Here is a 13,826-nt window from a genome sequence, read left to right on the forward strand (position 1 = left end):
AAATTAGCCTCTGTTAATTATAACAGAGGCTTGAATATCACGGGTTATTTGGCGGTCATTAAGCTGACTTAGGCAGCTTTAATCTTCATCAAATATCTGAGTGCCAGAATAATTATCAAAGCGTGAAAACTGGCCTTGGAAGGTCAAAGGCACACGACCAATTGGGCCGTTACGCTGTTTACCGATAATAATTTCTGCGACACCTTTTTGTTCAGAATCATCGTTATACACTTCATCACGATAAATAAACATGATCAAATCCGCATCTTGCTCAATCGATCCTGATTCACGTAAATCTGAGTTAACAGGTCGCTTATCGGCACGTTGCTCCAACGAGCGGTTAAGCTGCGATAATGCAATCACTGGGATCTCTAATTCTTTGGCTAACGATTTCAGCGACCGGGAAATTTCGGCAATCTCTAAGGTACGGTTATCTTTTAATGACGGCACCTGCATTAACTGCAAGTAATCGATCATGATCATAGATAAACCACCATACTCACGAGCAATTCGGCGTGCACGACTGCGAACCTCTGTAGGAGTAAGACCAGAGCCATCATCGATATACATTTTACCTTGCTCAAGCATTATGCCCATGGTCGATGATACACGTGCCCAATCTTCATCATCCAATTGTCCGGTACGGATTTTCGTTTGATCGACTCGACCTAATGACGCCAACATACGCATCATGATTTGTTCTGACGGCATTTCTAAGCTGAAAATCAGTACAGGTTTATCTTCGTTCATCGCCGCTTGTTCACACAAGTTCATCGCAAAGGTCGTTTTACCCATCGATGGACGCGCAGCGACAATCACCAAATCACCAGATTGAAAACCCGCTGTCATTTTATCTAGGTCACTAAAGCCACTCGAAACTCCTGTCACACCGTTTTGAGGGTTGTTATATAACTGCTCAATTTTATCAACGGTTTTCTCAAGTATTGATTTAATTCCTTCAGGGCCTTCATTAGCATTAGCGCGAGACTCAGCAATTTTAAATACTTTGGTTTCTGCTAAATCCAATAAGTCACTTGAATTGCGGCCTTCGGGGTTATAGCCTGCATCAGCAATTTCGTGTGCAACGCCAATCATGTCCCTGACAACAGCACGTTCACGAACGATATCAGCGTAAGATAAAATATTACCTGCACTTGGCGTGTTTTTGGCAATTTCACCTAAGTAAGCAAAACCACCAGCATCTTCAAGTTGATCTTCAACTTCTAATCGCTCAGATACAGTAATTAAATCGATCGGTTGGCCGGTTTCAACCAAACGGCTCATTGCCGCATAAATCATGCGGTGAGAGCGGGAGTAAAAATCTTCAGCCACAATCACTTCAGCAACACGATCCCAAGCATCGGCATCCAGCATTAAGCCACCTAAAACTGATTGCTCAGCTTCAATGGAATGCGGCGGCAATTTAAGCGCATCGACTTGAGCGTCTTTTAACCTTTCTTTTGCCTTAAAAACACCTTTTTGTGACATTAAAACTCCCAATTCCCAACCTGTTTGTAAAATATGGTATAACACCGAGGTCATGCAAACATGTCGCATATATCAATACATGAGACATCAACCGCTGATGCGGATAAACAATAATAATATAAGGAAAGAACATGCGTATTGCACTCGTTGCAGCCCTTGTGCTGTCTTCTGGGTTAGCTCAAGCCGATGAAGGCCAATGGCAACCCTATCAAATGCCTTCTATTGCAGATAAATTAGCACAACGCGGCATCGAAATTCCTGCAAAACAGCTTGCAGACTTAACACAATATCCAATGAATGCTGTCGTCGGTCTAGGCTATTGTACCGCCAGTTTCGTCTCTCCCCAAGGGCTAGTTGTTACCAATCATCATTGTGCTTATAGAGCAATACAATATAACAGTAAAACTGAGCACAACTACCTTGAAGAAGGTTTTCTTGCTAACACTAAAGCAGAAGAACCTTCAGCTGGCCCCAACGAGCGATTATACATTACCGAAGCCGTTACGGATGTAACTAAAAGCGTAAATGCCAATTTAAGTGCAGATCCATTAACTCGCTATCAAGATATTCAGTCAAACCGTAAAGCATTAATTAAAGAGTGTGAAACCGATGAAAACTATCGCTGTTCGGTAAGTAGTTTCCACAATGGTTTAGAATACTATTTGATTAAACAACTTATCATCCGCGATGTGCGCCTTGTGTATGCACCACCAGAAAGTGTTGGGGCGTTTGGTGGCGATATTGATAACTACGAATACCCACGCCATTCTGGCGATTTTACCTTTTTGCGTGCTTACGTCGGTAAAGATGGAAAACCAGCCGTATATTCAGAAGACAATGTTCCTTTTGAGCCAAAAAGCTACCTTAAGATTAATGCTGACGGCGTAAAAGCAGGTGATGGTGTGTTTGCAGCAGGTTACCCTGGTGCAACAAGTCGTTATCGCCTAACAAGTGAGCTTGAATTTGCTAGTGATTGGATGTACCCAACCTATGCAAAACGTTATCAGTTACAGATTGATACCATTAACAGCATGGCTGCGACAGATAACGCTATCGCCATCAAATATGCGGGCAATTTAGCATCAATGGCAAACCGAATGAAAAAGCTTAACGGTTTACTTGATGGCTTTAAAGCAACCGATATTGTTGGTATTAAACAAACTCGTGAAGATGACTTTTTAGCTTGGCTAAAAAAGGATACTCAAGCTAATCAAAATCTCATCACTGAATTAGAATCTTTATTAGCCGAGCAGCAAACGCAAGTTCAAACTGATTATTATTTTAATAATGCACAATCTAGTGCGTTATTGTCTGCCGCTAAGAAGTTATACCGACTCGCTAAAGAAAAGCAGCTTCCTGATGCCGAACGTGAACAAGGTTTCCAAGAACGTGACATGAAAATGTTTGCTGCGAACTTAAAGCGTCTTGAGCGCAGCTTTGATGTGTCGGTTGATAAAACACTTTGGCTCCAAGATTTAAATGCATATATGGGGCAAAACCAACGCGTCGAAATTTTGGATAATGCATTAAACCAAATCTCTGATGCACAGGAGTTATCAGATAAACTTGATGGTTATTACGCTTTAACTGGTCTCACCGATAAAGAAAAGCGCTTAGCGTGGATGGAAAAGGATGCCGAAGCATTTGAAACCAGTGCCGACCCATTTATCCGCTTAGCCGTCGCCCTTCATGACACCAATATGGCGCAGGAAAAAGCCGAAAAGACATTAAAAGGAAAACTGTCTACCGCTCGTCCTGAGTATATGAAAGCTGTGATTGCTTATTACAAGGCAAATGACTGGCCAGTATACCCAGATGCGAACAGAACATTGCGTATCACCTACGGTATGGTCGATGGTTATCAATCTCGTGATGCACTTTACAAACAACCATTCACACGCCTTGAAGGGATTGTAGGTAAGCATACGGGTGAAGAGCCATTTAATGCACCGAAAAAATTATTGGATGCCATTGCAACAAATGATTACGGTAAACACACTGTGGCTTCAGTTTATCAAGACCCTCGCTCTTGGATATGCAGCTTGTTCTCTTGTTTAGATAAGCCGGAAGAATTTAACTCAGTGCCTGTTAACTTCTTATCAAGTGTTGATACTACTGGCGGTAATTCAGGCTCACCGGTATTTAACGGTAAAGGCGAACTGGTTGGTCTTAACTTTGATTCAACCTACGAAGCAATCACCAAAGATTGGTTCTTCAATCCAACCATTACCCGTGCTGTGCATGTTGATTTCCGCTACATCCTCTGGATGATGGATAAAGTGGATAATGCGCAAAACTTAATAAATGAGCTAGAACTAGTAAGAAATTAATAAAATCAACAAATTAAAAAATGGTGCATTTACTGCGCCATTTTTTATGCCTCAAACCCAAGCTGGCGCTACAAAAAAACGCTTTTGAAGATAAACCATTAATTTATTTATACAAGCTAACCCCAGAACACACTTATAACAATTTGTTTACTTTTTGTAACATTTAATATAAAAAATAAAAGACCACCTATTCGGTGGCTTTTTAACCAAGGATTAAAAGTAATTTAATCATTATAAGGAAAAGTCAGGATGACAATGAAAAACAAGACATTTAAGCGCTCGCTTATCGCAATGTCTATTTCCACCTTATTTACAATCAGTACGCCAGTTCTAGCAGCAAGTAATACCGATGGTTCTATTCAAGGTTCTGTTACATCAGAAACCAGTCAAGCGGTATCTGGCGCTAGTATCATAATTAAAAACCAAGATACAGGCTTAACAAGAACCATCCAGTCTGATTCAAATGGTAAATATCGGATCCCACGCCTCCCAATTGGTGCATACACGATCACAATTTCTGCTGATGGGTATGCAGATGAAGTGATTGAGAATGTCAATGTAGCAATCGGTAGTAACTCCAATGTTGAAGCTTCCCTTGATCCTGAAGGAATGGAGCGCCTAAAAGTAACAGGCTCAAGCCGTATCGCATCAATAGATACAACGTCGTCCGAAGCGACTATGGTTATCGGACAAGTTGAAATTGAACGCCTACCATTACCTAAAGATATTACCAGTGTCGCGCTTCTTGCACCTGGTACAACACGGGGTGACGGCCGATTTGGTAACTTTGCCTCTTTCGGTGGCGCATCTGTAGCTGAAAACGCATTTTTTATTAATGGTTTAAATGTCACAAACTTCCGTAATGGACTCGGCTTCTCAAATGTACCGTTTGATTTTTACGAGCAATTTGAAGTCAAGACTGGTGGTTATGGAGCAGAGTTCGGTCGCTCAACCGGTGGTGTTGTTAACGCAGTAACAAAGCGCGGTTCAAATAACTGGGAGTTTGGCGGCAATATTCGATACCGCCCTGATGCACTTAGATCTGACTCTCCGAACAGCTACGACATGAACGGTGACATCTACAACTATAATGCTGAAGACTACTATGACAATGTTGAAGGTAATGTATATGCATCCGGCCCAATTATTCAAGATAAGCTGTTTTTCTATGCGATGTACCAACCTCGTTCAGAGAAAGAAGAATACGTAGCAGACAGAGGAACAACCTTTTCTTCAGTTAAATCAGATAACCCATTCTGGGGGCTAAAACTTGATTGGAATATTGCCGAAAACCACACGCTTGAATTTACAGGTTTCTCGGATGAGTCTGACGATGAATCAAGTAACCATTTATATGACTACGAAAACAAAAAAGTCGGCGATCAGACGTCTGTTAGCATCGACAAATCTGGTGGTGATAACTATGTATTTGCTTATACAGGGCAATTAACCGACTCGTTTAGTGCGAGATTACTTTATGGTGTCAATGAATATAACCTAACATCTTCAAGCAACATCGCCGAAGACTGTAACCTTATTTATGACCGCAGGGCATCTGCCCCTAAAGTATCACGTGGCTGTGCTTCTGCCGCCGACTATTTCCAAGAAGAAGGCAGTGACAAGCGTGAAGAGTTCCGTGCAGATTTTGAATGGTTTGTTTCGGACAATCACGTCATTAACTTCGGTTACGATCAAGAAATCAATACCTCAAACAGTAATCAATACTACTCAGGACCAGATGGAGTGTATTGGTTCTATTACGACACGGCACCAGGAACAGAACTTCCAAACGGCGGCATAGTACCTGATGGCGTAACCGAATATGCTCGTTCAAGGGAGCGAACTGTCGGTGGTGACTTCGAAGTAAATTCATCAGCACTATATATTGAAGATACTTGGACAGTTACCGATGATATTACCCTCTCACTCGGTCTTCGCTGGGATTCATTCAACAATAAAAACTCTGAAGGTGAGAGTTTTGTGAAAATTGATGACATGTTTGCGCCACGCTTAGGCGCTTCTTGGGATATCAACGGTGATGGTGAATCAAAATTATTTGCTAACGTCGGTCGCTACTTCTTACCCGTAGCCAGTAATACTAACGTTCGTTTAGCGGGTAACGAATATGATGTTCGTAAATATTACGTGCTAGAAGGCACCACTGACCAAGAAATAAATGGTATTCAAGTCCCTACTCCGAATTTAGGAGCACAAATCGGTGATGACGAATACTTAGCTGACGGCACCGTTCCTGATACAGCGGGTATTGTTGATCAAGATCTAGACCCTATGTATCAAGATGAAATTATTATTGGCTATCAAGCCATGCTAAACGAAGACTGGTCATGGGGCATAAAAGGGACGCAACGTAAGCTAAATGGTGCTATCGATGATATGACTATCAGTCATTGGACAGAAGCTAAATACGGTTGTTCACACCCAGGTGGGGGCGGATATGTATTAGGCAACCCTGGCGAAGATATGACTGTTGCAGTTGATTCTGATTGTGATGCTGAGCACACCCTAGACAAAACGGTCACAATACCTGGTTCCGAGCTAGGCTATCCTGAGGCAGAAAGAACTTACAACGCTGTCGACTTGACCTTAAATCGTGCGTGGACTGACGATTGGAGTATGAGTGCGACTTATACTTGGTCACAAAGTTATGGCAATACTGAAGGCTTAGTTAAATCAGATAATGCGCAGGATGATGCGGGTTTAACACAAGACTTCGACTTTCCTGAGCTAATGGATGGGGCTGATGGTTACTTGCCAAATGACCGTCGTCATATGTTTAAAATATATGGTGCATATGCCATTACCGACGACTTTACCGTGGGCGCAAACTTTACTGTTGAGTCTGGTCGTCCATTGAATAAGTTTGGTGTTGGGCATCCAAACGGACAACCAACATATGGTGATACTTACTACACGTTAAACTCTGATGGTACTTCGTATGACTTTAATCCTAGAGGAAGCGATGGTCGTACCGACTGGGTTTACCGTTTAGACTTATCGGCGTCATATATGATTCAAGTGTCTGAGTTAGACGTTTTGCTAAAAGCGAATATTTATAACGTATTCGACTCGTCGGCAACAACTCGTCAAGTGGAAACCTATGAGCTAAATAGTCCAGGTACCATAGATACTGATTTTGGCACAATTACTGGTTATCAAACACCACGTTATGTTGAGTTCAGTGCAAGTGTGAAGTTCTAACCTTTAAAAATACACTTTCTTATTAAACTGCACGAGGAACTCCCCCTCGTGCTTTTTTATGCCTTTTTTGACATAAAAAAACACCGCCAATTGGCGGTGTTTTCTTTAAAGCAAATTGTTATTAGTCTTCTGAAACAACAGAAACTTTAACAACAGCTTTAACTTCAGTGTGAAGTTGAACTTCAACTTCGAAGTCACCTAAAGTGCGTAAAGCACCTAAAGGTAGACGTACTTCAGCTTTAGCAAGCTCAACACCAGCAGCAGTTACTGCATCAGCGATGTCACGAGTACCAACTGAACCGAATAGTTTACCTTCGTCACCAGCTTTAGAAGCGATAACAACAGCTTCTAATGCAGCAAGCTTTTCAGCGCGCGCAGCACAAACACCTAATTCAGCAGCTAATTTAGCTTCTAATTCAGCGCGACGTGCTTCGAAAACTTTAACGTTTTCGTCGTTTGCGATCACAGCTTTGCCTTGTGGCAAAAGGAAGTTACGTGCGTAACCAGCTTTAACTGAAACTTGGTCACCTAGGTTTCCAAGGTTAGCGATTTTATCAAGCAGAATAACGTTCATTATCTAATTCCTCTGATTTAATACTGCGATTACTGATGTAAATCAGTGTATGGCAGTAGAGAAAGATAACGAGCACGCTTAATCGCGCGAGCTAGTTGGCGTTGATATTTAGCACTAGTACCAGTGATACGGCTAGGAACAATCTTACCGCTTTCTGTTACGTAGTTTTTTAAAGTAACGATATCTTTGTAATCAATTTCTGCAACACCTTCAGAGGTGAAACGACAGAACTTGCGACGACGGAAATAACGTGCCATGTTGACAGTCTCCTAAGTTTTCAATTCGACATTTTCGGCATGCATAACCAATTTATTTTGGCCATTTCGTCCTTGCTGCATAGAGATAAACCCTTCAACTTGGACCTGCACGCCTGCTTTTAATTCTTCTGTAACGCTATTAAAGCGTTGGCCACTTAATATGACTTGGATGAGACAATAAACGTTACGTAACATTTGGTCTTCATACCGCTGTGTTTTGTGCTCTAACGTGATGACCTTATGAGGTATCCCGCTTGGACTTTCAAAACGCTTAGAACGAGTTATCGTTCCGGCCAATACTAAGTGATTAATCACAGACTAATTATTCAGCAGATTCTTCAGCGCTTGCTTCTACTTCTTTTTCAGCAGCTGGTGCAGCAGTAGGAGCACGACGTGAATCACGCTCATCTTTTGCTTTAGCCATTGGAGAAGCTTCAGTAACAGCAGTTTTAGTGCGCATTACCATGTTACGCAGAACAGCGTCATTGAAACGGAAAGCTGTTTCTAACTCTTCGATAGACTCTGCAGTTGCTTCTACGTTCATAAGAACATAGTGAGCTTTATGTAGGTCTTGAATTGGGTAAGCCAATTGACGACGACCCCAATCTTCTAGACGGCTGATAGTACCGTTAGCATCAGTGATTACACTGCTGTAACGCTCGATCATACCTGGGACTTGTTCACTTTGATCTGGGTGAACCATAAATACGATTTCATAATGACGCATTTATTGCTCCTTACGGTTAATTAGCCTCACGTGTGGCTCAGTCAGACCAAGTTGGAGGCAAGGAACGAAATTAAATGACTGATTTGAGCGCGACATAGTACAGAAACACAACAGCAAACTCAAGTAATATTTCTAGTGGTTCAAGCTAGATTTGTGATTCACTTCGTTTAGGGGAAACCCTGCTGCTATCAATGCTCAATAGTTATCTTCCCTTCCTTGTAAACACCTCGTTTTTTTACTTTGCAATCAGATTGATAACTAAGCACTGCCCCATATTATAAAACCTTAAGGGAAATTGGCATGTCTGAGCGCTTTGCAGCTAACTCGATTACAGGTATTATGTCGCTTCATCCGTATTTCAGGCGTTCACAATCATAATTCATAGAAAAGCGTAATGAAAAAAGTCGTCATGTTAACTTCCACCCTGCTCGCCTCAACGCCAGTCTGGGCATTAGTACCGCCAGATTACAAAGAGCCACCAAGCGACTTTAATGCTGAAATTGAAGCTGGAATGCAATTAAATACCGGTAACAATAAATCGCAGAATTTTAATGGCCGTACTTACTTAAATTACGACACAGAAAAAGCTAGGCAAGAGTTTACTTTCAAAGTCTATTACGCAGCTGATGATGAGTCGACGACAGCTGAAAAGTACGACGTTTATGCCCAATCAAGTTATAAATTAGACAGTGGTTATATTTTTGGACGAGGTGAATTCACCTGGGACGATTTTGGTAGTTATACCAAACTAATGACCATTTCATCTGGTTACGGTTTTGATATTATCTCCAACTATCAAACAAAGCTCAGTTTAGAGGTGGGTCCAGGTTTTCGTTATGATTTACCTAAAGCCACAGATTCAGACTTAAACCCTGATGCTAACCAAGATATTATTTTACGTACCGCAGCCAAGTATTCAGTGAAGCTGCAAGAGTACACCAGCTTAAATGCAGACTTAACCTCTGAAGTCGGTGAAGATAACAATACCCTGACGCTAGACTTGAGCTACAAAAATACTTTCTTGCAGGATTGGGCATTCAAAATTGGTGTGAACGTCAGATACACTGCAGTGGTTCTAGAAGACAGTGTCAAAACCGATACGATTACCACGTTCAATCTTCTCTATACTTTCCAGTAAATCCATTTACGATTTTTATCGCATAAAAAAAACGGGCATTAAGCCCGTTTTCGTCGTGTCGCATTTTCAGTTCATTTTATGCTTTGCGTTGACGCACTGCTTCAAATAAACAAATACCGGTTGCTACTGATACATTCAAGCTTGAAACACTTCCAGCCATTGGAATCGAGACTATCGAATCACAACTTTCACGAGTTAAACGACGTAGTCCTTTATCTTCTGCGCCCATTGCAATCGCTAATGACCCTTTTAAGTCTGCTTGATACAGTTCGCAATCCGCTTCACCTGCCGCACCAATAATCCAAACACCTTTTTGCTGAATATGACGCATGGTACGAGCAAGGTTAGTCACTTGAAATAACGGGATGGTTTCAGCAGCACCACAAGCAACCTTACTTACGGTTGCAGTTAACCCAACTGAATTATCTTTCGGCACAATAATGCCCTGTACGCCTGCGGCATCCGCGTTACGAAGACAAGCACCTAAATTATGTGGGTCCGTTACGCCATCTAATATTAATAAAAAGGCTTGATCAGTTTTTTCAAGTAATACATCTAAATCATTTTCAGTTAAGATTTTTGCAGGCTTAACCCGTGCAACAATTCCTTGATGTTGACTACTGGCAGATTTGTCATCAAGTACTTTGCGACTTGAACGTTGCACCGACACACCAAACTGTGTCGCCGAATTAATTAACGGCAATACACGTTCATCTTCACGGCCTTGTAAAGCCCATAGCTCAATAATGCGCTCTGGTGCGTTGCGTAGCAAAGCTTCAACTGCATGGATGCCAAAAATGATATCTTGTTTTTTCATTTACTTATTTTCTCTTACGCTTTGCTTTTGATGGTTTCTTTGCAGCGGTGGCGGAAGTGCCTTTAGCTGGTTTACTCGTACTTTTTCGTTTTGCCGCAGTATTAGAACGTGTTTTTTTGCTACTAGAACCACGCTTCTTTTTGCCTTTTTCGGTCGTAGCTTCGCTGTCACGACTCGATTTACCCGCTCCAACTTTAGCCCCTTCAAGGTTTGCACGCTCACGAGCAGTTAATGGCTTGCGGTTAGCTTTTTTACGACTCTTTCCATGATCGCCAAGCATAATCAAATCAATTTGTCGGTCATCTAGATTAACCGCAGCAACTTTAACACTCACTTCATCACCGACTTGATATACATTCTTGGTGTTTTCACCAATCAAACGCTGACGCATAGGATCAAACTGATAGTAATCACTCACTAAACTTGAAATATGAACTAAGCCATCAATATAAAGATCCTTTAATCGGACAAATAAGCCGAAACTCGTAACAGAGGCAATAACGGCCTCAAAGTCATCACCCACATGATCTTGCATGTACTCGCACTTAAGCCAATCGCTGACATCACGTGTCGCTTCATCAGCACGGCGTTCAGTGGTTGAACACTCTTCACCTAACTTATCTAGCTCATCAAGATCGTAATGATAGCCACCTTCAGGGGTCCATTTGTCCTTAACATTGCCCTCTTGGGCAGCTAATAAATAGCGTATCACGCGGTGCAAGACTAAATCAGGATATCGACGAATAGGCGATGTAAAATGCGAATACTCGGTTAATGCTAGACCAAAGTGACCATCGTCATCAGGGCTATATACTGCTTGGCGCATAGAGCGCAGCAACATAATTTGAATTAACTCTGCATCTGGCCTATCAGCAATTTTCAGCATCACATCTTGATAATCTGATGGTGTAGGCTCATCACCACCATTCATCGACAGGCCACGTTCGGCTAAAAACTCTTTGAAATTAGCTAGTTTAGTCTCTGATGGCGCTTCATGAACTCGATATAACACTTCACCTTTATGCTTTTTAACAAATTTAGCAGAAGCTACGTTAGCAAGGATCATGCACTCTTCAATAATCTTGTGCGCTTGGTTTCGACTTCTCGGCACAATAGCTTCGATTTTACGTTGCTCATTAAAGATAAACTGTGTCTCAACAGTTTCGAATGCTATCGCACCACGCTCAACTCGACGTTCATTCAATGTTAAATACAGTGATTGTAAACATTGAAGATGTGGGAATAAGCTTTCGTGCTCAGGCGCAATCTCACCGCCTTCAAGCATGGCTGCAACTTGGGTATAAGTGAACCGAGCATGAGAATGCATGACCGCAGGATAAAACTTGTAACCCGATAGTTTACCAGCAGCAGAAATCGTCATTTCCGCAACCATACATAAGCGGTCGACATGCGGGTTTAGCGAACATAAGCCGTTCGAAATTTTCTCAGGCAACATTGGAATAACTTGCGATGGGAAATACACAGAGTTACCACGCGCTCTCGCTTCTTCATCTAATGCTGAATCAGTGCGCACATAGTGGCTCACATCGGCAATCGCTACCCATAAACGCCAGCCACCACTTGGTTTTGTTTCTGCATACACTGCATCATCAAAATCTCGAGCATCTTCACCATCAATAGTCACTAACGGTAAATGGCGTAAATCAACACGGCCTTTTTTATCAGACTCTGGGACTTCATCAGGAATACGTTTGAGTTTTTTCTCAATAACTGACGACCATTTATGCGGTAAATCGTAATTGCGCAGTGCAATTTCAATTTCCATACCCGGCGCCATGGTCTTACCCAAAACTTCCGTCACTTTCGCAGCAGCTTTTACAAAGCGGCCAGGTCGACGAGTGAGCTCAACCACGACAACGTCACCCGCACGAGCGCCGTTGGCATCTTCTTTTGCTATTAATATTTCTTGAGTAATACGTCTATCATCGGCAATGACAAATGCCATACCTGCATCAACATGATAGCGACCAACTAAGGGCGCAGTCCGTTCTTGTACTAATCTGACGATGCGTGCTTCACGACGACCACGTCTGTCTGAACCTGCTTTTTGTGCCAGTACTTTGTCACCGTGGAAATACATTTGCATGTCACGATTATTGATAAATAAATCGTCACCGCCTTCATCAGATTTAAAAAATCCAAAGCCATCACGGTGACCAATAATGGTGCCCGAAATTAAATCCATTCTTTCAGGTAATCCGTAGCTATGCCCACGGGTATAAACAAGTTGTCCGTCTCGCTCCATTGCACGTAAACGTCTTCTTAACGCTTCAAGATGATCTTCATCGACCATGTTAAGTGCTTTAGCAATGTGCTCACGGGTCACTGGGGATTTCTGTGCGCGTAAATACTCTAAGATGTATTCACGGCTAGGGATTGGGTTTTCGTACTTGTCTTGCTCTCTCTCAAAATGAGGATCGTTGATCATTCAATTTCCAAATAATTTACTCCACCTTTGGAGTATTCGCGTTTAATGCAGCTGTGGCTGCTGAGCTCGCTCTACTATACTGGCGGGCATCTTAGCGGCTAAATCCTGCAATAATGAAGCCGCTTGTTTTTGCGTTGCTTCATCATTAAATACGCTGTTATATAACCAATGGTAACCTAACTTATAGTCTACAGGGCTACCATAACCTTCGCTAAATAAGCGAACTAACATAAGTCGTGCTGGAACATCACCATTGGCAGCTGCAGGCATCACATACTGCACAGCACGATTCTTATCTTTAACTACCATTTTGCCGTGATAGTAATATTCGGCCAGTTTTAGCATCGCCTCTGCGCTACCTTGCTCTGCAGCAATTTGTAATTGTTTCATACCACGAGAGGCATGCTTAGGTACGCACACACCATGGTTAAGCATTTCGCCCCATAAAAACTGATACATGGGCTGCTTTAAAATTTCAGCTCTTGCTTCAATATCTTGCACTAACTGACAATCATCGGTTTGCACTTGCTCTAAATATCGATCAGTACGAATTAATGTCAATAACTGTTCATCACTATAGATATCTACTGAAGCAAGTTCAGCAACAGCAAGATAAGGAATAAAACAGAAGATGACCAAACTTAATCGCAGCATAACAATTCTCAATGACACTATAGTTACTCTATGCATCGGCATTATAGCTCAATTCTTGAGTATTAACTGCACAAACTAAGGTTATTAGCGGATAAAAATGATAAAGAAAATCAATATTAGATTGGAAAAGTAACGAAGATAACTGGAGGATGACAGCGATATTTCGATTATAA

Annotated in this window: 11 protein-coding genes; 3 read left to right on the forward strand and 8 right to left on the reverse strand. The window is 41.9% G+C overall.

All coding sequences use genetic code 11. The features are described from left to right. Nucleotides 1–78 precede the first annotated feature (78 nt). On the reverse strand, nucleotides 79–1,488 hold the full coding sequence (dnaB, locus tag SJ2017_RS18295; RefSeq protein WP_080916841.1) for a replicative DNA helicase: 1,410 nt from the start codon (nucleotides 1,486–1,488) through the stop codon (nucleotides 79–81). Nucleotides 1,489–1,619: 131 nt separating this feature from the next. On the opposite strand from dnaB, the gene SJ2017_RS18300 reads away from it, so the two are divergent. Both SJ2017_RS18300 and SJ2017_RS18305 read left to right on the forward strand, forming a co-directional pair. After that, nucleotides 1,620–3,818, forward strand: coding sequence for a S46 family peptidase (locus SJ2017_RS18300; protein ID WP_055023451.1), 2,199 nt, complete (start codon nucleotides 1,620–1,622; stop codon nucleotides 3,816–3,818). Between the two features lie 255 nt (nucleotides 3,819–4,073). Further along, a complete protein-coding gene (locus tag SJ2017_RS18305; RefSeq protein ID WP_167692942.1) occupies nucleotides 4,074–7,037 on the forward strand; it encodes a TonB-dependent receptor in 2,964 nt (987 codons plus the stop codon). A gap of 121 nt (nucleotides 7,038–7,158) precedes the next feature. On the opposite strand, the gene rplI is transcribed toward SJ2017_RS18305, so the two are convergent. Genes rplI through rpsF form a run of 4 tightly spaced genes read right to left on the reverse strand, consistent with a single transcriptional unit; the run spans nucleotide 7,159 to nucleotide 8,595 of the window. Further along, nucleotides 7,159–7,611: a 50S ribosomal protein L9 gene (gene rplI / locus SJ2017_RS18310; RefSeq protein ID WP_055023453.1), complete on the reverse strand. Its 453-nt coding sequence runs from the start codon at nucleotides 7,609–7,611 to the stop codon at nucleotides 7,159–7,161. 29 nt (nucleotides 7,612–7,640) lie between these two features. Further along, nucleotides 7,641–7,868 carry a 30S ribosomal protein S18 gene (rpsR, locus tag SJ2017_RS18315; RefSeq protein WP_055023454.1) on the reverse strand — a complete coding sequence of 76 codons (228 nt, stop codon included), beginning with the start codon at nucleotides 7,866–7,868 and terminating at the stop codon, nucleotides 7,641–7,643. 12 nt (nucleotides 7,869–7,880) lie between these two features. Further along, nucleotides 7,881–8,183: a primosomal replication protein N gene (gene priB / locus SJ2017_RS18320; RefSeq protein ID WP_055023455.1), complete on the reverse strand. Its 303-nt coding sequence runs from the start codon at nucleotides 8,181–8,183 to the stop codon at nucleotides 7,881–7,883. A 7-nt stretch (nucleotides 8,184–8,190) separates the two neighbouring features. Further along, nucleotides 8,191–8,595: a 30S ribosomal protein S6 gene (gene rpsF, locus SJ2017_RS18325; protein WP_055023456.1), complete on the reverse strand. Its 405-nt coding sequence runs from the start codon at nucleotides 8,593–8,595 to the stop codon at nucleotides 8,191–8,193. 394 nt (nucleotides 8,596–8,989) lie between these two features. Here rpsF and SJ2017_RS18330 point away from each other — a divergent pair, with 394 nt between their 5' ends. Continuing rightward, entirely contained in the window at nucleotides 8,990–9,733 is a 744-nt protein-coding gene (locus tag SJ2017_RS18330) for a DUF481 domain-containing protein (RefSeq protein WP_080916845.1), read from the forward strand. 76 nt (nucleotides 9,734–9,809) lie between these two features. Here the strand turns inward: SJ2017_RS18330 and rlmB are convergent, their stop codons facing one another. From rlmB to SJ2017_RS18345, 3 genes are read right to left on the reverse strand one after another with little or no spacing between them, the layout of a single operon-like run. Further along, the gene (gene rlmB / locus SJ2017_RS18335) at nucleotides 9,810–10,550 is read right to left on the reverse strand and encodes a 23S rRNA (guanosine(2251)-2'-O)-methyltransferase RlmB (protein ID WP_055023458.1); all 741 of its coding nucleotides are present in this window, start codon (nucleotides 10,548–10,550) and stop codon (nucleotides 9,810–9,812) included. A gap of 4 nt (nucleotides 10,551–10,554) precedes the next feature. Next, the gene (gene rnr / locus SJ2017_RS18340) at nucleotides 10,555–12,999 is read right to left on the reverse strand and encodes a ribonuclease R (protein WP_080916847.1); all 2,445 of its coding nucleotides are present in this window, start codon (nucleotides 12,997–12,999) and stop codon (nucleotides 10,555–10,557) included. 42 nt (nucleotides 13,000–13,041) lie between these two features. Further along, the gene (locus SJ2017_RS18345) at nucleotides 13,042–13,689 is read right to left on the reverse strand and encodes a tetratricopeptide repeat protein (protein WP_174567613.1); all 648 of its coding nucleotides are present in this window, start codon (nucleotides 13,687–13,689) and stop codon (nucleotides 13,042–13,044) included. Nucleotides 13,690–13,826: the final 137 nt, after the last annotated feature.

This window comes from Shewanella japonica (assembly GCF_002075795.1).
GTDB lineage: Bacteria > Pseudomonadota > Gammaproteobacteria > Enterobacterales > Shewanellaceae > Shewanella > Shewanella japonica.